The sequence below is a fragment of the Planotetraspora sp. A-T 1434 genome (assembly GCF_025420585.1).
In the GTDB taxonomy this organism is placed as follows: domain Bacteria; phylum Actinomycetota; class Actinomycetes; order Streptosporangiales; family Streptosporangiaceae; genus JAOEGB01.
This window is the reverse complement of sequence record NZ_JAOEGB010000018.1, coordinates 70,201-89,720: the sequence shown is the minus strand read 5'-3', so window position 1 is coordinate 89,720 and position 19,520 is coordinate 70,201. Positions and strand designations below refer to the sequence as shown.

The 19,520-nt window shown below is 69.9% G+C and carries 20 protein-coding genes and 1 pseudogene; 8 read left to right on the top strand and 13 right to left on the bottom strand.

All coding sequences use genetic code 11. The annotated features are described in order from the left end of the window. Positions 1 to 50: 50 nt before the first annotated feature. Both N5079_RS23075 and N5079_RS23070 read right to left on the bottom strand, forming a co-directional pair. The gene (locus tag N5079_RS23075; RefSeq protein WP_261586064.1) at positions 51 to 1,028 is read right to left on the bottom strand and encodes an aldo/keto reductase; all 978 of its coding nucleotides are present in this window, start codon (positions 1,026 to 1,028) and stop codon (positions 51 to 53) included. Beyond that, positions 1,025 to 1,399 carry a MerR family transcriptional regulator gene (locus N5079_RS23070; protein WP_261586063.1) on the bottom strand — a complete coding sequence of 125 codons (375 nt, stop codon included), beginning with the start codon at positions 1,397 to 1,399 and terminating at the stop codon, positions 1,025 to 1,027. Before N5079_RS23070 ends, N5079_RS23075 begins: the two co-directional genes overlap by 4 nt. Before the next feature lie 217 nt (positions 1,400 to 1,616). Here N5079_RS23070 and N5079_RS23065 point away from each other — a divergent pair, with 217 nt between their 5' ends. Beyond that, the gene (locus N5079_RS23065) at positions 1,617 to 2,096 is read left to right on the top strand and encodes a pyridoxamine 5'-phosphate oxidase family protein (RefSeq protein WP_261586062.1); all 480 of its coding nucleotides are present in this window, start codon (positions 1,617 to 1,619) and stop codon (positions 2,094 to 2,096) included. A gap of 100 nt (positions 2,097 to 2,196) precedes the next feature. Here the strand turns inward: N5079_RS23065 and N5079_RS23060 are convergent, their stop codons facing one another. Together N5079_RS23060 and N5079_RS23055 are read right to left on the bottom strand one after the other, a co-directional pair. Then, on the bottom strand, positions 2,197 to 2,970 hold the full coding sequence (locus N5079_RS23060; RefSeq protein ID WP_261586061.1) for an SDR family NAD(P)-dependent oxidoreductase: 774 nt from the start codon (positions 2,968 to 2,970) through the stop codon (positions 2,197 to 2,199). A gap of 129 nt (positions 2,971 to 3,099) precedes the next feature. Further along, positions 3,100 to 3,711 (bottom strand): MarR family winged helix-turn-helix transcriptional regulator, encoded by a 612-nt coding sequence (locus N5079_RS23055; RefSeq protein ID WP_261586060.1) that lies wholly within the window; start codon positions 3,709 to 3,711, stop codon positions 3,100 to 3,102. 210 nt (positions 3,712 to 3,921) lie between these two features. Here N5079_RS23055 and N5079_RS23050 point away from each other — a divergent pair, with 210 nt between their 5' ends. After that, positions 3,922 to 7,083: an efflux RND transporter permease subunit gene (locus N5079_RS23050; RefSeq protein ID WP_410007822.1), complete on the top strand. Its 3,162-nt coding sequence runs from the start codon at positions 3,922 to 3,924 to the stop codon at positions 7,081 to 7,083. A gap of 366 nt (positions 7,084 to 7,449) precedes the next feature. After that, positions 7,450 to 7,644: a transposase gene (locus N5079_RS23045; protein WP_261586058.1), complete on the top strand. Its 195-nt coding sequence runs from the start codon at positions 7,450 to 7,452 to the stop codon at positions 7,642 to 7,644. Positions 7,645 to 8,022: 378 nt separating this feature from the next. On the opposite strand, the gene N5079_RS23040 is transcribed toward N5079_RS23045, so the two are convergent. After that, positions 8,023 to 8,973 carry an NADP-dependent oxidoreductase gene (locus N5079_RS23040; RefSeq protein WP_261586057.1) on the bottom strand — a complete coding sequence of 317 codons (951 nt, stop codon included), beginning with the start codon at positions 8,971 to 8,973 and terminating at the stop codon, positions 8,023 to 8,025. 83 nt (positions 8,974 to 9,056) lie between these two features. Between N5079_RS23040 and N5079_RS23035 the strand changes: the two genes are divergently transcribed. Continuing rightward, positions 9,057 to 9,629 carry a TetR/AcrR family transcriptional regulator gene (locus tag N5079_RS23035; RefSeq protein ID WP_261586056.1) on the top strand — a complete coding sequence of 191 codons (573 nt, stop codon included), beginning with the start codon at positions 9,057 to 9,059 and terminating at the stop codon, positions 9,627 to 9,629. Between the two features lie 46 nt (positions 9,630 to 9,675). On the opposite strand, the gene N5079_RS23030 is transcribed toward N5079_RS23035, so the two are convergent. Further along, on the bottom strand, positions 9,676 to 9,855 hold the full coding sequence (locus N5079_RS23030; protein ID WP_261586055.1) for a hypothetical protein: 180 nt from the start codon (positions 9,853 to 9,855) through the stop codon (positions 9,676 to 9,678). A gap of 258 nt (positions 9,856 to 10,113) precedes the next feature. Here N5079_RS23030 and N5079_RS23025 point away from each other — a divergent pair, with 258 nt between their 5' ends. From N5079_RS23025 to N5079_RS23015, 3 genes are all read left to right on the top strand, one after another. Next, positions 10,114 to 10,533 (top strand): hypothetical protein, encoded by a 420-nt coding sequence (locus N5079_RS23025; RefSeq protein WP_261586054.1) that lies wholly within the window; start codon positions 10,114 to 10,116, stop codon positions 10,531 to 10,533. A gap of 97 nt (positions 10,534 to 10,630) precedes the next feature. Next, positions 10,631 to 12,058 carry an adenylosuccinate lyase gene (purB, locus tag N5079_RS23020; protein ID WP_261586052.1) on the top strand — a complete coding sequence of 476 codons (1,428 nt, stop codon included), beginning with the start codon at positions 10,631 to 10,633 and terminating at the stop codon, positions 12,056 to 12,058. Positions 12,059 to 12,086: 28 nt separating this feature from the next. Continuing rightward, complete coding sequence (locus tag N5079_RS23015; protein ID WP_261586051.1) at positions 12,087 to 12,869, top strand: GNAT family N-acetyltransferase; 783 nt, start codon at positions 12,087 to 12,089, stop codon at positions 12,867 to 12,869. A gap of 34 nt (positions 12,870 to 12,903) precedes the next feature. Here N5079_RS23015 and N5079_RS23010 read toward each other — a convergent pair. The 4 genes and pseudogenes from N5079_RS23010 to N5079_RS22995 all read right to left on the bottom strand — a co-directional run. Next, a pseudogene (locus tag N5079_RS23010) lies at positions 12,904 to 13,029 on the bottom strand (SAM-dependent methyltransferase); the annotation flags it as partial. Positions 13,030 to 13,063: 34 nt separating this feature from the next. Then, positions 13,064 to 13,795, bottom strand: a complete 732-nt coding sequence (locus N5079_RS23005; protein ID WP_261586050.1) for an HAD family hydrolase — start codon at positions 13,793 to 13,795, stop codon at positions 13,064 to 13,066. Between the two features lie 280 nt (positions 13,796 to 14,075). Continuing rightward, the gene (locus N5079_RS23000) at positions 14,076 to 14,834 is read right to left on the bottom strand and encodes a MerR family transcriptional regulator (RefSeq protein WP_261586049.1); all 759 of its coding nucleotides are present in this window, start codon (positions 14,832 to 14,834) and stop codon (positions 14,076 to 14,078) included. A 174-nt stretch (positions 14,835 to 15,008) separates the two neighbouring features. Beyond that, positions 15,009 to 15,728 (bottom strand): SIR2 family NAD-dependent protein deacylase, encoded by a 720-nt coding sequence (locus tag N5079_RS22995; RefSeq protein WP_261586048.1) that lies wholly within the window; start codon positions 15,726 to 15,728, stop codon positions 15,009 to 15,011. A gap of 327 nt (positions 15,729 to 16,055) precedes the next feature. Here N5079_RS22995 and N5079_RS22990 point away from each other — a divergent pair, with 327 nt between their 5' ends. After that, entirely contained in the window at positions 16,056 to 16,358 is a 303-nt protein-coding gene (locus N5079_RS22990) for an amidohydrolase family protein (RefSeq protein ID WP_261586047.1), read from the top strand. Positions 16,359 to 16,380: 22 nt separating this feature from the next. Here the strand turns inward: N5079_RS22990 and N5079_RS22985 are convergent, their stop codons facing one another. The 3 genes from N5079_RS22985 to N5079_RS22975 all read right to left on the bottom strand — a co-directional run bounded on the left by N5079_RS22985 (position 16,381) and on the right by N5079_RS22975 (position 19,296). Then, positions 16,381 to 17,442, bottom strand: coding sequence for a tyrosine-type recombinase/integrase (locus N5079_RS22985; RefSeq protein ID WP_261586046.1), 1,062 nt, complete (start codon positions 17,440 to 17,442; stop codon positions 16,381 to 16,383). A 186-nt stretch (positions 17,443 to 17,628) separates the two neighbouring features. Further along, positions 17,629 to 18,588 (bottom strand): prolyl aminopeptidase, encoded by a 960-nt coding sequence (pip, locus tag N5079_RS22980; protein WP_261586045.1) that lies wholly within the window; start codon positions 18,586 to 18,588, stop codon positions 17,629 to 17,631. Positions 18,589 to 18,843: 255 nt separating this feature from the next. Further along, positions 18,844 to 19,296 carry a ribosomal protein L7/L12 gene (locus tag N5079_RS22975; protein ID WP_261586044.1) on the bottom strand — a complete coding sequence of 151 codons (453 nt, stop codon included), beginning with the start codon at positions 19,294 to 19,296 and terminating at the stop codon, positions 18,844 to 18,846. Between the last annotated feature and the right edge of the window lie 224 nt (positions 19,297 to 19,520).

Sequence of the window (19,520 nt, the reverse complement as noted above, 5' to 3'; positions counted from 1 at the left end):
GGCCCGGTACGGCTCTCGCGGGCGGAGCCGTACCGGGCCCGGATCGGGTGTCAGCGGTTGACGCTGGCCATGCCGGTCTCGTCGTACCGCTGGCCGGACACACCGGACGCGAGCGAGTTCAGCACGTCGAGGTCGCCGGAGCCGAGTTGGATCTCCGTGGCCGCCGCGTTCTCCTCGAGGCGGTTGACGCGTTTGGTGCCGGGGATCGGCACGATGTCGTCGCCTTGGGCGATGACCCAGGCGAGCGCCACCTGGGCGGGCGTGGCGCCGATGTTCGTGGCGACTTCGCCGACCTTGGTGGCGAGCGTTTGGTTGGTGGCGAAGTTGTCGCCCTGCCAGCGGGGGTTGTGGCGCCGGAAGTCGTTGCCGGCGAGATCGTCGGGGTTGGTGTAGGCGCCGGTCAGGATGCCGCGGCCCAGGGGGCTGTAGGCGACCAGGCCGATGCCGAGCTCCCGGAGCGTGGGCAGCAGCGTGTCCTCGATGTCGCGAGTGAAAACGGAGTATTCGTACTGTCCGGCGGTGATCGGGTGGACGGCGTGCGCCCGCCGTACCGTCTGGGGGGCGGCCTCGGAGATCCCGAGGTGGCGGACCTTGCCGGCCTCGACGAGCTCCTTGAGTGCTCCCCAGGTGTCCTCGACCGGGACGGCCGGGTCGACGCGGTGCTGGTAGTAGAGGTCGATGTGGTCGACCCCGAGGCGGGCGAGGGAGGCGTCGCAGGCCCGCCGCACGTATTCGGGGCGGCCGTTGACGCCGACGCGGGTGCCGTCGGGCCGCCGCTCGATGCCGAACTTGGTGGCCAGCACGACCTCGTCACGGCGGCCGGCGATCGCCTTGCCGACCAGTTGTTCGTTGGTGAACGGGCCGTAGACATCCGAGGTGTCCAGGAAAGTGATCCCGAGGTCGAGCGCCCGGTGGATCGTGGCGATCGACTCGGCGTCGTCGCCGGGGCCGTAGAACTCGCTCATCCCCATGCATCCGAGCCCGAGCGCCGGAGTCCGCAGGCCCTGGCCGAGCGTGTGCCGCTTCATCGTTCCCCCATCAGTTTGTCGTAAATTTCAATCTTGTAGTCGACGTGGGCGAGGTCGTCCTGGAGTTGCTCGATCTTGGCGACGACCTCGGCCCGGTGGGCTAACAGCAACTCCTTGCGGGCCGCGTAGGTGTCCTCCCCGCGGCGGGCGAGGTCGGCGTATCGGCGCAGCCCCGCGATGGACATGCCGGTCCCGCGCAGGCGGCTGAGCAGGCGGATCCAGTCGGCGTCCCGGTCGGTGTAGCGGCGGTGGCCGTTGCCGCCGCGCGGGGGCGGTTCGAGCAGCAGGCCTGTCCGCTCGTAGTAGCGGAGCGTGTGGGCGGTCAGCCCGGTGCGCTCCGCGACCTGCGCGATCGTCATGCCCTCGTCCATGGGGACCAGTCTGCGAGTTCGAGCGCGGTCTAAGTCAAGCCGGGGGTCCTATCGAGCGAAGCCTATCCCGGCGCCAGAGGCGTGGGCTGGAGGGAGTGGCGTGAAAGCGACGCCGGCTTGAAGGCGCCGCTGACCTGAGCGGGACTGTGGGAGGTCGCTCCACCGGCCGTTCCTCCGCCGGGCCGGGAATGTCGGTGGTGGGCGGCAGGATGTCGGCATGGCGTCATGGCAGACGATCGAGCAGGAGATCCCCGAGCTGGCCGCGAAAGTCCGGTCGATCATGGGGAAGCACAAGCACAAGACGATGGCCACGCTCCGCAAGGACGGCTCGCCCAGGATCAGCGGGACAGAGGTGGAGTTCAAGGACGGCGAGGCCTGGGTGGGGTCGATGCTGGGAGCGGTCAAGGCGCTCGACCTGCGCCGGGATCCGCGGCTGGCGTTGCACAGCGGGTCAGACGATCCGGACGAGGCGAATCCCGGTGCGTGGAGCGGTGACGCGAAGCTGGCGGGCAGAGCCGTCGAGGTGGCCGACCCGGAGGTCCATGCCCGCTATGGGGGGCCGCCAGGGCAGGAGTTCCACCTGTTCAGAATCGACGTCACCGAGGTCGTCGTCACTCGCGTCGACGAGGCGGGGGAGCACCTCGTGATCGAGGTGTGGCACGAGGGCACCGGCCACCGGGTGATCCGCCGCAAATGACCCGCCACACGTCGCAGCCGACCGCCGGGCCTGTCGGCCTGGTGGGCCTGCGTGGTGGGCCTGGTCGGTGTGGTCGGTGCCCGCGAGTCTGGGGGCGCCGTCAGTGGACGCTGAAACCGCCGTCGACGCAGATGGCCTGGCCGGTGACATACGCGGAGGCGTCACCGGCCAGGAAGATCGCGGCGCCGGCGAAGTCCGTGGGGATCCCGTTGCGGCCGATCATGGAACGGGCGGCGAGGGCCTCGACGCGCCCCGGCACGGCCTGGGCCGGCTCGGTCAGCGGGGTGAGCACGAATCCGGGGATGATCGTGTTGCTGGTGACGCCGGCCTTCGACCAGGCCTCGGCCTGCGAGCGGGACAGGCCGCAGATGGCCGCCTTGGCCGCTCCGTAGACGCCGCTGTCGCCGAACGCGCTGATCGACTGCTGGGAGCCGATGTTGATGATCCGGCCCCAGCCGCGCTCGGCCATGCGCGGCCCGAAGTGCTGGCCGAGAAGGAACGGGGCGGTGAGGTTGACCGCGATGGTCTCTTCGTAGTCGTCGGGAGTGAGCTCGGCCATGGGCCGGCGGATGTTGTTGGCGGCGTCGTTGACGAGGATGTCGATGTCGCCGAAGAAGCCGGCCGCTTCGGCGCACACGCGGGTGACGGCCGTACGGTCACCAAGGTCGGCGCTGATCGCGGCGGCGCGCACACCGTGCTCCTCCAGGCGGTGTACGGCTTTCGCCAGCTCCGGCTCGCGGCGGGCGACGAGCACGATCGCGGCCCCGGCGCGGCCGATCGCCTCGGCCATGCCGTACCCGATGCCGGAGCTCCCCCCGGTGACCAGGGCGACGCGGCCCGCGAGCGAGAACAGCCCCTCGATGTACGACGACATAACCGGGCAAGGTAGCAGCCACCATGTCCAGGCATCGGTTGAGGCCCTATCTGTGCCCGAGTAGGCGTGCCGCTATGGCGGGGAAAGGTTGCGTGTGGCGGGTTCGGGTGGGGTGTGGGTCGCGCCGGGTCAGGGGGCTTGGTGGTCGCCCGCGTGGTCTTCGGCTTCCATCTGGCGCATCGCCTCGTGGATCTTGCCCATGACGGTTTCCATGGTGCGCAGGGTGCCGGTGTCGAGGCGCTCCAGGAGGCGGCGGTATCCGGCGGCTCCGGCGTCGAGCATCTCGGTGGTGAGCCGGCGTCCGGCTTCGGTGAGCTCTACGCGGCGGATCCGCCGGTCGTTGGGGTCCTCCCTGCGGGTGGCCAGGCCCTGGGCGACGACCCGGTCCACGATCCCCGTGACGGTGCCGAGGCCGACGCCGAGGTGGCGGGCCAGTTCCTGACCCGAGGTGGAGCCCTGGTAGGACAGGAGCACCACGACCTTGAGCTGTTGCATGGTGAGGTTGGAGGCCATGATCGGCATGGACCGGTCGCGGGCGAAGAAGCGGCCGAGGCCCCGCTGCAGTTCGGCCAGCCTGGCGATGATCTCCGGCCGGTCGGTGCTCTGGTCGTCGCCGGAGCCCTGCACGGGGGTGAAGGCCGCGCCTCGCGTTGGGTCCTGCATGGACTGCTGCGCGGCTTCCTCATGGGGCTCGTCTGCGGTGGGCTCCTGCTGCGCGGGCCAGGTCGCGGGCCGTTCCACTGGCTCGCCGCCTGTGCGGCCGCGCCGCCCTGCTCGACAGTCGCTCACGTTCACCTCTCGCGAGAGGTTACCAGGACTTAATGGGCAAAGCTAAATGTTCGTGCCAAGCGAAGTGTTATGGTGGCCGAACGTTCGTCGGTGTCGTATGAAGGAGCTCGTCGAATGACCTCCCTGGCCAGGCTCAGCCTCGCCAATCGCAGTCTCGTCATCATGATTGCGCTTGTGCTGGGCGTGTTCGGCGCCTTCGCGATCCCCTCGCTGAAGCAGCAGTTGTTCCCGTCGCTGGAGTTCCCGGCGGCGTTCGCGGTGGCGAGCTATCCGGGCGCGTCGCCCGAGATCGTCGAGGAGCAGGTCACCAAGCCGATCGAGAGCGCCTTCCAGGGCATCACCGGCGTCACCGGCATCACCTCGACCTCAAGGGAGGGCGTGGCGCAGATCCAGGTGGCCTACGACTACGGCACCGACATCGACGGCATGGTCGGCAAGATGCAGCAGGCCGTGAGCCGGGTCAAGCCGCAACTCCCGGCGAGCGTGGACCCGCAGGTCGTCGCGGGTAGCACCGACGACATCCCCGTAATGGTCATCGCGGTGGGCGCCGGCGACGACCCGCACGGCATGCTGGACAAGCTTGAGCGGGTGATGGCACCGCAGTTGCGATCGATCGCGGGCGTGCGCGACGTGACCGTGAGCGGCGCGCGGGAGAAGCAGGTCGTGATCACGCCGGACCAGGGCAAGCTCGCGCTGCTCGGCCTGTCGGCGGCCGCCATTCCGGACCTGCTGCGGTCGAACGGCGTGGCGATCCCGGCGGGTAGTCTCACGGAGGACGGCAAGTCGCTCACCGTGCAGACCGGCGACCGCGTCCAGACCGTCGACGACCTGAAGAATCTCTACCTCTCTCCCGCCGCGCCCACCGCTTTCGCGGCCGGGCAGTCCCGGACGCCGGGCATTCCGGGCATTCCGGGGAAGGTGCCGGTGAAGGCGCTGCCGAAGCCGAAGCCGGTCAAGCTGGGCGATGTGGCTACAGTCGAGGTTCGGGACGCGACCGCCACGACGCTGACGCGGACGAACGGCAGGCCCAGCCTGGGTGTGTCGATCACCATGTTGCCCGACGGCAACGCGGTCCAGATCTCCCACGACGTGAACGCCGCGCTGCCGGCTCTGACCCGCGCGCTGGGCGACGCCTCGGAGCTGACCGTGGTGTTCGACCAGGCGCCGTACGTCGAACGCTCGATCGAGGACCTCACCACCGAGGGCCTGCTGGGCCTGGCCTTCGCGGTCCTGATCATCCTGGTGTTCCTGCTGTCGGTCCGGTCGACGCTCGTGACGGCGGTGTCGATTCCGCTGTCGGTGGTGATCGCGCTGATCGCTCTGTGGGTGGGCGACTATTCGCTCAATCTGCTGACGCTGGGCGCTCTGACCATCGCCGTGGGCCGGGTGGTGGACGACTCCATCGTGGTGCTGGAGAACGTCAAACGACACCTGACGTACGGCGAGCCGAAACGGCAGGCGATCATCACCGCGGTGCGTGAGGTGTCGGGGGCGGTGACGGCCTCGACACTGACGACGGTGGCGGTGTTCCTGCCGATCGCGTTCGTCGGCGGCCTGGTCGGCCAGCTGTTCGGCCCGTTCGCGATCACGGTCACGGTGGCGCTGCTGGCGTCGCTGCTGGTGGCGCTGACGGTGATCCCCGTTTTGGCGTACTGGTTCCTCAAGGCTCCGAAGCTCACGCCGCAGGAGGCGGAAGCCGTACGGGAGGACGCGGAGCGCAAGGAGCTGCGTAGCCCGCTGCAGCGGGCTTATGTGCCGGTCCTGCGGTTCGCGACGCGACGGCGGGTGTTCACCTTGCTGATCGGCGTGTTGATCTTCGTGGGGACGATGGCGCTCGCGCCGAACCTGCGGACGAACTTCCTCGACTCCTCCGGTAACGACACGACCCAGATCAGCCAGCGGATGCCGGTCGGGACCGACCTGGCGACGACGGACGCGGCCGCGAAGAAGGTGGAGTCCGTCCTGGCCTCGCTTCCGGAGGTCAGGTCCTACCAGGTCACGGTCGGCGGGGGCAACCGGTTCCTCGGCGGCCTGGGCGGCGGGGCGGACCGCGCGTCGTTCTCGGTCTCGATCGCGGAGGGAGCGGAGACTCCCGTGGTGGAGCAGACGCTGCGGGACCGGCTGAAGGCCCTGCCGGGCGTCGGAGACATCACCGTCGGCGGGCAGGGGGGCGGGTTCAACTCCGACCAGCTGCAGGTCATCCTGCAGGGCTCCGGCACGGCCGAGCTGCGGACGGCCGCCACGACCGTGCGCGACGCGGTCAGCGGGATCGCCGGTCTGCGGGACGTGGCGTCCAACCTGGAGGACAGCGCGCCGCGCGTCGAGGTCCACGTGGACCGGGAGAAGGCCGCGGCGAAGGGGCTGACCGAGGCCGGGATCGGCCAGTTCGTCGCGCAGGCTTTCCGCGGCGCGCCGATCGGCTCGCTCGACCTGGACGGGCGGTCGAGCGACATCGTCCTGCGGGGTGGTGACGCGCCCGGCGACCTGGCCGCGATCGAGAAGATCAAGATTCCCACGGCGGGCGGCCTGATCGAGCTGAGCGATGTCGCGAAGGTGATCAAGGCCGGCGGTCCCACGCAGGTCACCCGGCAGGACGGTGAGCGGACCGCGACCGTGTCCGGTGCGGCAGACGCCTCCAACCTGGGCGCGATCACGGCGAAGGTGACCGAGAAGCTCAAGACGCTGTCGCTGCCGGTGGGGGTGAAGTACGAGATCGGCGGCGCGAGCTCCGACCAGCAGAAGGCATTCTCCGACCTGGGCATGGCGATGCTGCTGGCGATCGCGATCGTCTTCATGATCATGGTGGCGACGTTCCGCAGCCTGGTGCAGCCGCTGATCCTGCTGGTGTCGATTCCGTTCGCGGCGACCGGCGCGATCGGGCTGCTGCTGGCGACCGGCACCGCGCTGGGCGTCCCGGCGCTGATCGGCATGCTCATGCTGATCGGCATCGTGGTCACCAACGCGATCGTGCTGATCGACCTGATCAACCAGTACCGCGCGCAGGGCCTGGGCATCGTGGAGGCTGTCATGGAGGGCGGCAGGCGGCGGCTGCGGCCCATTCTGATGACCGCGATCGCGACGATCTGCGCGCTGACTCCGATGGCGCTGGGCGTGACGGGCTCGGGCGGATTCATCTCCCGGCCGCTGGCGATCGTCGTGATCGGCGGGCTGATCTCGTCGACGCTGCTCACGCTGGTGCTGGTGCCGACGCTCTACACGATGGTCGAGCGGGCCAAGGAGCGGCTGCGCCGTACGCCCAAGGCTCCGTCGGGCGAGCCTGAGGTCACGGTCTACGACGAGGAGGCCCTGGCCCCGGCCAAGTAAGGCGACGCCACCGGGAACGCGGGCGACGCCTTCTCACCGGGCCGACCGACCGGGTGACCGTGGTGTGACCGGCGTGACGTCAGTGGCGGCCATGCCGGTGGGCGCTGGTCGCGTTATCGCGCCGGACTTATCCCGCCACGTTCGAGCGGGAATCCACGCGCGTGCGGCGCCCGCTGTCGGGACCCCGCCCGATCCCCGGGGTCCCGACCTCCACATGTGTGAGCTGCCGGGCTACGGAAGCTGGTCGAGGATCCAGGAGCAGAGCTCCTCGGTGATCGTGGTATGCCCCTCGTTCTTGGACGCGAGGGTGCCTGACCCTGCTGACCAACGCGGTGGCCGCCTGGACGCCCGAATAATTCCAGAGCGGTGCTGGAGCTGCGTTCCCACGGCCGGGACGTGCCGGACGAGATCCTGTCGCATATCTCGCCCGGCCACAGCGACAACATCAACTTCTTCGGCGTCATCAACGTGGACGTGGAGGCGGAGCTGGCCAAGCTCGACACCAGCGGCTGGCGGCCGCTGCGACCCGCGCAACTGCGCGAGCTCGGGCTGACGCCCTAACCGGCCGGCTGGGCAGGGCGAGGTGCCGAGGCCAGCAGGAGTCCGTACGATGCTGTGCGGCCATGGCGACAGGTTGCGCCAAAACGGGACATGACAGGCGGGGGGCATGCGGTGAGGCGACGCTGGTGGACGGTTGTCGTGCCGCAGGCCATCACGCCACATCTCCCCGGCGCACAGCGAGAGCATCAACTTTTTCGGCGCCTTCGATATCGACATCGAAGGTGAACTCGCCCAGCTCGGCCCGACCGGGTACCGGCCGTTGCGGGTACGTGACACCTTGTTCTGACCGCCGGACAGGACAAGGTGCCCGGACGAGGAAAAGAGGCCTGGCCCCGTTCCTCGTCGAGGTGGTCTCGCTTTATCAAACTGGCAGGGCGATCACAGGACGAGCATGAGTTTGCCGCCGGGGCGGCGGGATTGGCTGAGCTTGGCCGCTTCCTGGATCTGGCCGAGGGTGTAGGTGCGGGCGACCGGTACGACCAGAATGCCTTCGCCGGCGAGCCTGGCGAACTCATTCATCTGGTCGTAGCGTATCTCGGTGGTGATCCGGACGCCCAGTTCGGCTGCGGCGGCAAAGTCCGAGACGGTGAGGACACGGTCGGGATCCCCGGTCAGCTCGATCAAGGTCGGTAGCGAGCCTCCGGCCGGGCTGGGCTTGTCCGCGCGGTCGATCCGGCCCCCGGTCGGCGCGGTGTCCAGGGCGCGGTCCACGGGGCCTGGGGTCAGTGCGCTGACGCGTTCGGCCATGCCCTCGCCGTAGGCGGTCACCTGGGCGCCGATCTCTTCCAGGGCGGCGGCCCGAGTCGGCCCGGCTGTGGCGATCACCCGAATACCCCGGTGCAGCGCGAAGCGCACCGCCGCCTCACCCACGGTGGTGCCCGCTCCGTGGACGAGCAGCAGCTCACCCGGCTGGACGCCGAGGTCGTCGAGCGCGCGCCACGCCGTCTCGGCCGCCATCGGCAGCGCGGCGGCCTGCTCGGCGGTTACGCCCTCGGGAATGCGTGCCCAGGCCGGCATCAGCGCGTACTCGGCGGCGCCGGCCGTCGGGCCGTCGAAGGTGGCCGGGCCGAACACGCGGTCGCCGATCTGGACGCCGGTGACGCCCTCACCGAGCGCGTCGACGGTGCCCGCGACCTCGAGGCCGAGCCCGCGCGGCAGCGGCGGCAGATGGTCGGCGAGGAGACCGTCGACGACGTGCCAGTCGGCCGGAGTCAGGCCGCACGCCCGCACGGCGATCCGGATCTGGCCGGGTCCCGGCTCCGGCTGTGGGACGTCGCGGAGCACGATCACGTCCGGGGAACCGAACCGGTCGAATTGCAGAGCTTTCATGACGATCTCCTGGCTGATAACAGCATCTGTTGTCATTGACAGTACCAGCTGATAACAGCTCCTGTTGTCGTACCCTGGTGGGTATGCCACGATGGGAATCCGACGCACAGGGCCGGCTCGAACGCGCGGCGCTCGAGCTGTTCGAGACGCAGGGGTTCGAGCGCACCTCGGTCGCGCAGATCGCAGGCGCCGCCGGTCTGAAGGAGCGCTCCTTCTATCGCTATTTCCCCGACAAGCGGGAAGTCCTTTTCGCCGGCAACGAACTCGAGGCCCACCTCGTCGCCCAGGTCGAGGCGGCCGACCCGGGCCTCACCCCGATCGAGGCGCTGCTGACCGCGCTGGGAACAGCCGAGGAGATCTTCCGCCCACGCGACTTCCTGCTGCGCCGGGGAAGAGTGATCGCCGCCAACCCGGCACTGGCCGAGCGCGATCTGATCAAGCTCGTCGACATCGCCGACGCGCTGGCACCGGCGCTCGAGCGCCGCGGCGTCGAGCCCGGCAAAGCACGCTTCATCATCGACGTGGTGCTGGCGATCCACCGGCGCGCCATGCCCCGCTGGCTAGCCGAGCCCGACACCACCCTCGCTCAGCTCATGGCCGAGGCCACCGCCGAGCTGCGCGAGGCGGTCACGCTGCCAGCTCCGACAGTCCGCTGAGTCGACTGTTGCCTGCAGGGTTGGCTCTTCGCGCCCGTGTAATGCTTCAGGGCCGCGACTCGTGCGCGTTATCCGGTAGGTCGACCGAATCGAGGGCGACGATGGCGGCGACCGTAACCAAACTCGGCACTCGGCTGACCGCACCCGGCAAGACCGGCGGGCCGACCGTCCGCGCCGCCATCGACGCCTTCCTCGACTCCCCGAAGATCAGGACGAACCCGAACACCCTTCCCGCCTACACGAACGTGCTCGATCGGGCCGCCGAGACGCTCGGCCCGGACCGAGCGCTGGCCGACGTCGCCGACGACGAGATCGCCGTGGCGCTCACCGCGCTCTGGGGCACCGCGAAGCGGCGACCTGGAACCGCAACCGCGCCGCCGTCGGCTCCTGGCTCACCTGGTGCGCGGCCAAGCAGCACTGGACCGCACCCATCCTGCCGGATTCGGCCGAGCGGCGGCGCGAGAACAACGACGACACCAAGGCCGTGTCCCGCTCCCGGATCGATCGGCTGTGCCGACACCGCGACGTGCCGGTGCGGGAGAAGACGCTGTGGCGGATGCTCTACGAATCCGCCTCCCGCGCCAGCGCCGTGCTCGCCCTGAACATCGAGGACCTCGACCTGCCCAACAAGCAGGCCCGGGGTCACCGTCAAGGGCGGCGACACCATGTGGATCACCTGGGGCACCGACACCGCCCACCTGCTGCCCCGGTGGTCGCAGGCCGCCAACGCGGCCCGCTGTTCCTGTCCGAATACCGCCCCGGACCGCACCGCCGCGCCACCACCGACCCGGACGGCATCTGCCCGGAAACCGGCCGGGCCGGCTGGGCTACGACCGCGCCCGGATCCTGCTCGGCCACTACGGCGACGGCCTCCGACTCCAGCAAGGGTCCCCCTGAATGGTGATTACGTAATCCGCCACCGGGTCCTCAAGCCGTAGGGCGGCGGAGCGAGCGGGTGGCGGGGGCTCAACGAGTGGCCGGGCTCAATAGGATGAGGCAACGTGAGTGCGAAGCCGCGTATCCCGAATGTCCTGGCCACCCGCTACGCGTCGGCGGAGCTGGCCCGCCTGTGGTCTCCCGAGCACAAGGTCGTGCTGGAGCGCCGGCTCTGGCTGGCGGTGCTGAAGGCCCAGGCCGATCTCGGGATCGACGTGCCGGAGCAGGTGGTCGCCGACTACGAGAAGGTCGTCGAGCAGGTCCACCTCGCCTCGATCGCCGAGCGTGAGCGGGTCACCCGGCACGACGTGAAGGCCCGGATCGAGGAGTTCAACGCCCTGGCCGGGCACGAGCACGTGCACAAGGGCATGACCTCGCGCGACCTCACCGAGAACGTCGAGCAGCTGCAGATCCGCGACAGCCTTCTGCTGGTCCGGGGCCGGGTCGTGGCGTTGCTGGCCCGGCTTGGACGGTTGGCGGCCGAGCATTCCTCGACGGTGATGGCGGGCCGGTCGCATAACGTCGCCGCCCAGGCCACCACGCTCGGCAAGCGGTTCGCGACGGCCGCCGACGAGCTGCTGGTGGCGTTCGGGCGGCTCGAGGACCTGCTGGAGCGCTACCCGCTGCGCGGCGTCAAGGGGCCGGTCGGCACCGCGCAGGACATGCTCGACCTGCTCGGGTCCGCCGAGCGGCTGGCGGACCTGGAGGACCGGGTCGCGGCGCATCTCGGCTTCTCGCGGCGCTTCACCAGCGTGGGCCAGGTCTACCCGCGTTCGCTCGACTACGACGTGCTCACCGCTTTGGTGCAGCTCGCCGCGGCGCCGTCGTCGCTGGCCAAGACCATCCGCCTGATGGCCGGGCACGAGCTCGTCACCGAGGGCTTCAAGGAGGGCCAGGTCGGCTCGTCGGCGATGCCGCACAAGATGAACACCCGCTCCTGCGAGCGCGTCAACGGGCTGACCGTCATCCTCCGCGGGTACGCGTCGATGGCGGGGGAGCTGGCGGGCGACCAGTGGAACGAGGGCGACGTGTCGTGCTCGGTCGTCCGCCGGGTGGCGTTGCCGGACGCGTTCTTCGCGTTCGACGGCCTCGCCGAGACCATGCTGACCGTGCTCGACGAGTTCGGCGCGTTCCCGGCCGTCATCGAGGCCGAGCTCAACCGCTATCTGCCGTTCCTCGCCACCACCAAGATGCTCATGGCGGCCGTCCGGGCCGGGGTGGGCCGGGAGACCGCGCACGAGCTGATCAAGGAGCACGCCGTCGCGTCGGCGCTGGCGATGCGCTCGCGAGGGGCGGCCAACGAGCTGCTGGACCGGCTGGCCGCCGACACCCGTTTCCCCCTCGGCCGGACCGAGCTCGACGCGCTGCTCGCCGACCGCATTTCCTTCACGGGCGCGGCGGCGGGTCAGGTGGCCGAGCTGGTGGAGCGGATCGGCCAGGTCACCGCCCGGTTCCCGGGCGCCGCGGCCTACGCCCCCGGTGCGATCCTGTGACGGCACGCCGTACGGCCCACGTGTGGTGATGGTGAGGGAGCTGCGGCGCGTCGCCGAGGTGGTGGACGCCTCGGGCGACGACGACCTGATCGTCTGGGCTGCGCAGGGGATGAAGCCGGGCGTGCGGGCGTGGGCGTCCGGCGACGCGGTCGCCGTGGCCAGCCCCGCGGCGTCCAGGCGTGACCGGCTCGCCGTCAGCGGCAGCGCCGCTCACGCCATCCCGCTCGTACGGCACGCGCTGGCGGAGTCGGGCCCGTCGTTCCGGCCGTTGGGCGACGCCGCGCTGGTCCACGAGGTGGTCCAGGGGATCGACGAGGTGGAGCTCATCGGCGGTTTCTCCTGGATGTTGACCACCTCGCTCACCTCCAGGGAGGTCGTCGCGGACGCCCGCGGCGTCGCCTGGCTGGGGGAGGAGGATGAGCCGGACGTGACCGACCTGCTCAAGACGGCTAATCCCGACTCCTACGCTATGCCGGGCATTCCCGAGGTGCGCCGATGGGCGGGGATCCGGGACGCCGGAGGGGAACTGGTCGCCGTCGCGGCCGACGCCTGGTCCGCTCCCACCGTGGGCCTGCTGGCCGGCGTGGCGACGGCCGTGTCCGCGCGCGGGCACGGCCTGGGGGAGCGGGTGTGCCGGTTCGTCGTCTCGGCGCTGCTGGCGGAGCACGGCAGAGCGGCGCTCATGGTCGACGACTGGAACCGGGCCGCGATCATCGTTTACGAGCGCCTCGGCTTCTCCCGGCGCGGCGTCGCCGCCGCCGGGGTTCGCGTATCCCCATCGGGGGCCGCCGCTTCGCCGGCGTCGCGGTGACGGGCAGGCTGGAAGGCGGGTGTCACGATGCGTCTTACGGTTTGGCGGCGACCTCGCCGAGCACGGTGAGCTCTGAGGGGGCCGGGACGGTCAGGTACTGGCCGTCGGGGCGCCACTCCCAGACCTTGACGATGCCCGGGTCGACGGGCTTCATGCCGTCGAAGAATCGATCACGCCGGCTCGGCGGAGGAAGATTACGCGGCTTCGGACGGGCGGTTCACCGGCTGCCGTTGGAGCGCGCTCAGCACGTCCGGCAGCTCGCACAGCGTCGTGATCTTTATGACGGATTCGGGCGCGGGCTCGCTCCGGTAGCGGTCCAGCCAGACGCCGTGCATCCCCACCTTGGTGGGGCCGACCGCGTCGAGCATTAGGTTGTCGCCGACCAGGAGGACCTCGTCCGGCCGCAGGCCCAGCTTGGCCGCCGCCGCGAGGTAGCACTCCGGGGCCGGCTTGAAGTTCCCGCCCAGCGAGTCGGGCGTCAGGACCGGCTCCAGGCGGTCCATCAGGCCGATCCGGCGCAGCTTGGCCTCCTGCTGGACCGGCGCGCCGTTGGTGAGCACGCCCAGGGTCAGGCCGGCGCCGCCCAGGGCGTCGATGACCTCGGCGGCGTCCGGGAACGCCGCCCAGGCTTCCTCGTAGTGCACGAGGAAGCCGGCGTAGGCCGCGTCGAGATCGCCGGGGACCGGCAGGCCGAGCCGCCCGCAGAACTCCCGCAGCCGCCTGCGCCGCTGCTCGGCGAAGGAACACTCACCGGCGTGCCAGGCGGGCAGGTGCTTGTTCTCCAGGTCGAGCCAGAGCGCCGGGGTCTCCATCAGCAGCTGATGGCCCGGGGAGACCGACTCGGTCCAGCAGGTCGCGGCGTACGCCACCGCCCTGCGATGATCGAAAAGGGTCTCGTCGAGGTCGAACAGAATGGCCCTGATCACGAAGCCATCGTGGCCAGCGGGTGTTTCAGCGACGTTTCACACGCATAAAAGGCCCGGCCATTTGACTCCACAGCCTTACTCCGGCCGTCCGCGCGTCGTGGCGGCCATCCCTGACTACGAGCGGCGGATGACCGGGTACGGCTCGCCGTGGCCCGCTCATGATGGGACGCCGCCCGGCTTTCGCCGGGTGGCCGGAGGGAATCTCACCGTCCGGCCACCCGGGAATCGCGTCTGGCCGGGGATCTTCCGGGGCTTCCGGCGGGAGCCTCCTCGGAACGGCTCAGGCGCGGCGGTCCGCGTTGGCGTGGATCGCGTCACGGACGTACGTCGCCAGCCCCTCGGCGACCGTCTCATAGTTGGCCGCGAACCGGGGGTCGGCCACGTACATGTCGCCCAGCCCCCTGTGGATCTCGTAGGAGCAGTCGTAGAACCACCGGCTGATGTGCTCCCGATGCCGCTCGGCCGCGTCCACCGCCTGGTCGCTCCCGGCGGGCAGCCTCGCCTCGAACGCCTCGGTGAACCCCCGCATCACCTCCGCCCCTTCCTCCTTGATCCGCAGCCAGTCGCCCTTCGTGTACGCGGCCGTACGGCGGCGGCTCTGCTCGAACGCGTCGCTGCCGCCCCACCGCTCCTCCGCCTCCTGCGCGTGCTCATCCGGATCGAAGTCGCCGAACACCTCGAACCGCTCCTCCGGTGTCAGGGAGATCCCCATCGTCTGTGCCTCCATCGCCAGTTCGACCGCCGCCACCATCGACTGGAGCCTTGCGATCCGCTGCCGCAGCAACTCGTGCTGGCGGCGCAGATGCGTCAACGGGCCCGCGCCGGGCTCGTCCAGGATGGTCGCGATGTCTTCCAGGGAGAACCCGAGCTCACGGTAGAACAGCACCTGCTGCAGCCGGTCAAGGTCAGGCTCCGTATAACGCCGGTATCCCGCGCTCGTCCGCTCGCCGGGCGTCAGCAGGCCGATCTCGTCGTAGTGGTGCAGCGTCCGCACCGTCACCCCGGCGAAAGCGGCCACCTGCCCGACCGAGTAGCCCATGGTCTCCCTCCTTTCCGCGCCCCAGCGTGCCACCTCCCGCTACGTGAGGGTCAAGCCGGATCGAGACCGTTAGGCGTCGACCACCAGATCCAGCCGCCCGAGGTGCTCGGGGTGCCCCAGATGCTCAAGGTGCTCTAGGGCCGCGATCAGGGAAATCTCGGCATGAAGGAATGATCAGGCCAATAGGAGCCGGGCGGCCAACCGGGGGAGCGCCTCACTGATCGGCTCGTGGATCACCTCGTCCGCCAGGCCGTCGTACGGCGTCGGCTCGCCGTTCACGATGATCAGCCGGGCTCCGCCCTCGGCCGCGATCCGGACAAGGGACGCGGCGGGCTGCACCTGGAGCGACGTGCCGACCGCGACGAACAGGTCGCAGTCCCCGGCCGCCTCGACGGCCCTGCCCAGCACGCCCGAATCGAGGGCCTGACCGAACATCACCGTGGCGGTCTTCAGGATCCCGCCGCATGACAGGCACGCCGGGTCACCGTCTCCCGCCAGGACCCGGTCGATCGCCTCCCGCGTCGTCGACCGCGCCGCGCATGCCGTGCACACCGCGCCGAACATGTTCCCGTGCAACTCCAGCACCCGGTCCGGCGGCGACCCCGCCCGCTGGTGCAGGCCGTCCACGTTCTGCGTGACGATCCACACATCCATGCCCGCGGCGGCCAGCTCGGCGAGGGCGCGATGACCCGCGTTCGGCTCGGCCTTCCACGCCGGATTGTCCCGGCGGAACAGCCATGAGCGCCGCCTGATCTCCGGGTCGCCCATGTAGTAGTCGTACGTCACGAGCTTCTCGTGGTCGGGGTCCCTGCGCCACAGCCCACTCGGCCCCCGATAGTCCGGAATGCCGGACTCGGTGGAGATCCCCGCGCCCGACAGTACGGTCACCTTCATTCCAGGATCGTACGCACTCCCAGCGGATCCACGCCCGGTTGATTTGCTACGGTCCGGGCTGTGGTGGTCATCGCGAACGCGCGCGTCGTCACTCCCCGCCGGGTGCTGGATCCGGGCTGGATCGTCATCGAGGCAGACACGCTCAGGTGACCACCGCCGCGGAAGAATCGTGGGCGTGCACCTGGAGGGCCCCTTCCTCAACCCCTCGAAGAGGGGCTCACACCACAGCGAACACCTCCTCGATCCGGACCCGGCGACGCTGAGGCACCTGATCGAGGCCGGAGACGGCACCGTACGCGTGGTCACACTCCCGAACTGCCCGGCGGCATGGACCTGCTCCGCCAGGTCACCGCGGCGGGGGCGATCGCGGCGGTCGGGCACACCGAGGCCGGCTCCGCCCTCACCATGGACGCCGCCGTACGGCACGCAGTGCGGCGCATCGGCATTCCCATCGTGGACGCGGCGGTCGCGGCCTCCACTACACCCGCCCACCTGCTCGGCATCTCCGGCCGGACGGGTGCGGTCCAGCCCGGAAAAGACGCCGACCTGGTCGTCCTCAGCGAGACGCTGCACGTGGAGGCGGTGATCGCGAGCGGAGAAGCGGTCCACGGCGGCCTGCCCACGCCGTGACACAGCCGCAGGCCGGCCGGCGTCACCCCTGCGGCGGACCGCCTTCCGCCGGCCGGCCGTCCGTGGCCCGGCGCTCCTCCTTGCCGCGCAGCAGGGGATGCCACCGCATCGCCACTTCGAGCTCCCCGGGAAGCTCGTCGCGGTAGCGGCCCAGGGTGGACAGATCGCTGTGCCCGAGGACCCTGCGCACCGCGTCCATGTCCGTCCCGTCCGCCAGCAGGTGGGTCGCGGTCGTGTGCCGCAGCCCATGGGGGGTGACGCTGCGCCGCCGCCCGGGCTCGATCCGCTGCTGCACCCGGTCGATCACCCCTTGGACGTCGCCGCGGGCGAGCCTGCGGCCACGCCACGACAGCAGCAGCGCCTTCTCCTGGGCCTTCTCCGGGCTCGCCGCCCGCACCGTGAGATAGGCGTCGAGCACCTCGGCCACATCATGGGGGAGCGGGACGTCCCTGGTCTTCCCGCCCTTGCCGAAGATCCGCCAGTAGCGCACGCCGTCGTTGGTGTAGAAGTCCTCCACGTTGGCCCTGACCAGCTCCGACACCCTCGGCCCCAGCGTGGCGAGCACTAACACGATCAGCGCGTCCCGGACGTCGGTCCGCTGGTCACGCCTGCGAGCAGGCTCGGCGGCGGGGGAGCGGGCGGCCCCGATCAGCCCCTCCGCCTGCTCCTTCGTGAGCGCGCGGCGCTCGGCCCGCAGTCCGCCGCGCTCCTTGGCGGTCACCGACGCGGCCGCCATCGGGTTCAGCTGCACCCAGCCGGCCGACGCCGCGTGCTTGAACAGCGCCGACACCGACCGGCGGAACCGGGCCTGCGACGCGGCGCTCTGCGGGCTGCCGCCGGGCTCCTTGCGGCGCTCGTCAGGCTTGCGGGCGAAAGCCAGCAGCACCGCGTCGACGTCCTCCCCGGTCAGATCGTCCAGCACCCTGCCCGGACCGGCCAGCCGTACGAACGTGGCGACGTCACGGGCGTACACCTCGGCGGTCGCGGGGGAGAGCGCCCCCGTCACCGTCTTCGCCCGGACCAGGTCCACGTAACGATCGGCGGCCTCCTCCACGGTGAGACGGTTCAACTGTGCGGGCAGCATGATCAATACCGTATCGGGAGCCACTGACATTCGCCCCGCGCATTCCGTCCCTGAACTCGGAGCCCGGGGGAGCGGCCATGACGCTCGGCACTACTGCGCCTCACACACGCATTTCGGCCGCCGGCGTGTGCTCCCGGCCGGTCGGCCGATGACGCGCCGTGGACGGCAGGGGGATGGTCGATCAATCTACGGGTGCCGGGTGCTCGCGAAACCGTCCAGGGCGGCGCGGACTTCCTTGCGCATGGTGTCACTGCCGGTGTGCCCTGAATCGTCCACCACGACGAGGCGGGCGCCGGGCCACGCTTGTGCCAGTTGCCAGGCGGTCTCCAGCGGAGAGCCCAGGTCGAAGCGGCCGTGGATGAGCACGCCGGGGATGCCGGCCAGCTTGTGCGCGTCGCGCAGCAGAACGCCTTCCTCCAACCATGCGGCGTTGGAGAAATAGTGGCTGCAGATGCGGACGAAGGCCGCGAGGGCGGCGGGTGGCCGGTCGCTGTAGGCGTCCGGCTTGCCGTTGGTCTCCAAAGAGATCACTGTGTCCTCCCACGTCGTCCAGTCACGGACGGCCTTGGCGCGGACGGCGGGGTCGGGGTCGGACGTCAGCCGTGCGTAGGAGGCCAGCAGGTCGCCGTCGCGTACGCCCTCAGGGACACCCTCCCGGAAGCGCTGCCACTGCTCGGGAAAGAATCGGCCGACGCCCCGGTAGAGCCAGTCGATCTCGGAACGGCGGGTCATGGTGATGCCGGTGAAGACCATCTCCGACACTCGCGCGGGGTGCGCTTCGGCGTAGGCGAGCATCAACGTGGACCCCCATGACCCGCCGTAGAGCAGCCACCGGTCGACACCGAGGTGCTCGCGCAGCCGTTCCATGTCGGCGACCAGGTGGTGTGTGGTGTTGGTGGTCAGATCGGTGGTCGGGTCGCCGGCGTGGGGGAGACTCCGGCCGCAATTACGCTGATCGAACAGGATGATGCGGTAGCGCTCGGGGTCGAAGCCGCGACGCTGGCCCGGTGTGCAGCCCGAGCCGGGGCCGCCGTGGACGACCAGCGCAGGCTTGCCCTCGGGATTCCCGCAAACCTCCCAGTAGACGAGGTGGCCGTCGCCGGTGTCCAGGTGCCCGTGGTCGTAAGGCTCGATGGGGGGATACATGGACCCGACTATAAGCGGTCAGACAGGGGACAGGATTTCGTGAGAAAGGACAGCTTGAGAGCACTTCAGGACGCGTATTCAATCCCATGCCGGACCAGAAGGTTAATTGTCAGCGGCGCGTAGCACGGTCCTGTCATGGCAGCTCCGCGGGGGGCCGATTGTCGAACCAATTCCTCTGGCGAATCCACACCGGAGCTGCCCAGTGGGACGAATGGATTATACCGAACAGAATTCACCTTCTGTCTGGTATCACCTTTATAAGGCTTCTATGAATGCTTCCGCTTCGGACTGTCCCATTCCGGTTTCGCCGCGGACGAGGAAAACCGCCTGTTCGGCACGGCCCGCGGCCTTGAGTTGACGGGCGCGGGAGGCCAGATCGGGACGGGCGGGGTCGCCGACCGGGACGGCCGGGATGACCTGTCCGGACGCGAGGGCTTCGGCCAGGGTTTTCGCCTCCCTGAGTCCCAGGCCTGTGGCCTCCCGGATGACCTTGATCGCCTCTATCTTCCTGCCGGCCGCGTAGAGATGCCGTACATGGTTCTGCAGGTCGGCGGAGACGGGCGGCGGGAGCGTCGCGCTGCGCCAGCCGAGTTGCGTGCTGGGACGCGCGCCGGCGCGGACGGCGAAGAACACCACCATGACCAGGCCCAGAAAGATCAGGCCGACTAATCCAACGACGAGAAGCTCTGTCACACCGAGGCCGGACATGCCGTGATCGTACGGCCTGGCGCGCCTCAGTGGTGATCACTTGGCGGCTTACGTCCCGTCTCGTCCATATCTCCGGGACGCGTCTTCGGGAAAACGACCGCCGTCCACGAGCGTAAGGTGCGCGTTCACCTGATGATCAGAGCCCCCGGTCGCGGTGTCACCTCGATGCTTGATAAGGAACATTATGTCAAGTAAACCTCAGAAGGAGTCCCCCATCAGGGCTT

What these genes read in the sequence shown, in the direction of transcription:
- N5079_RS23050 (WP_410007822.1), top strand. Translation starts at nt 3,922, where the DNA reads ATGATTGCGCTTGTGCTGGGCGTGTTCGGCGCCTTCGCGATCCCCTCG.
- N5079_RS23000 (WP_261586049.1), bottom strand. Translation starts at nt 14,834, where the DNA reads ATGGGCTACTCGGTCGGGCAGGTGGCCGCTTTCGCCGGGGTGACGGTG.
- N5079_RS23070 (WP_261586063.1), bottom strand. Translation starts at nt 1,399, where the DNA reads ATGGACGAGGGCATGACGATCGCGCAGGTCGCGGAGCGCACCGGGCTG.
- N5079_RS23075 (WP_261586064.1), bottom strand. Translation starts at nt 1,028, where the DNA reads ATGAAGCGGCACACGCTCGGCCAGGGCCTGCGGACTCCGGCGCTCGGG.
- N5079_RS23040 (WP_261586057.1), bottom strand. Translation starts at nt 8,973, where the DNA reads ATGAAAGCTCTGCAATTCGACCGGTTCGGTTCCCCGGACGTGATCGTG.
- N5079_RS23065 (WP_261586062.1), top strand. Translation starts at nt 1,617, where the DNA reads ATGGCGTCATGGCAGACGATCGAGCAGGAGATCCCCGAGCTGGCCGCG.
- N5079_RS23060 (WP_261586061.1), bottom strand. Translation starts at nt 2,970, where the DNA reads ATGTCGTCGTACATCGAGGGGCTGTTCTCGCTCGCGGGCCGCGTCGCC.
- N5079_RS22975 (WP_261586044.1), bottom strand. Translation starts at nt 19,296, where the DNA reads ATGTCCGGCCTCGGTGTGACAGAGCTTCTCGTCGTTGGATTAGTCGGC.
- N5079_RS23015 (WP_261586051.1), top strand. Translation starts at nt 12,087, where the DNA reads ATGGTGAGGGAGCTGCGGCGCGTCGCCGAGGTGGTGGACGCCTCGGGC.
- pip (WP_261586045.1), bottom strand. Translation starts at nt 18,588, where the DNA reads ATGTATCCCCCCATCGAGCCTTACGACCACGGGCACCTGGACACCGGC.
- N5079_RS22990 (WP_261586047.1), top strand. Translation starts at nt 16,056, where the DNA reads ATGGACCTGCTCCGCCAGGTCACCGCGGCGGGGGCGATCGCGGCGGTC.
- N5079_RS22995 (WP_261586048.1), bottom strand. Translation starts at nt 15,728, where the DNA reads ATGAAGGTGACCGTACTGTCGGGCGCGGGGATCTCCACCGAGTCCGGC.
- N5079_RS22985 (WP_261586046.1), bottom strand. Translation starts at nt 17,442, where the DNA reads ATGCTGCCCGCACAGTTGAACCGTCTCACCGTGGAGGAGGCCGCCGAT.
- N5079_RS23035 (WP_261586056.1), top strand. Translation starts at nt 9,057, where the DNA reads ATGCCACGATGGGAATCCGACGCACAGGGCCGGCTCGAACGCGCGGCG.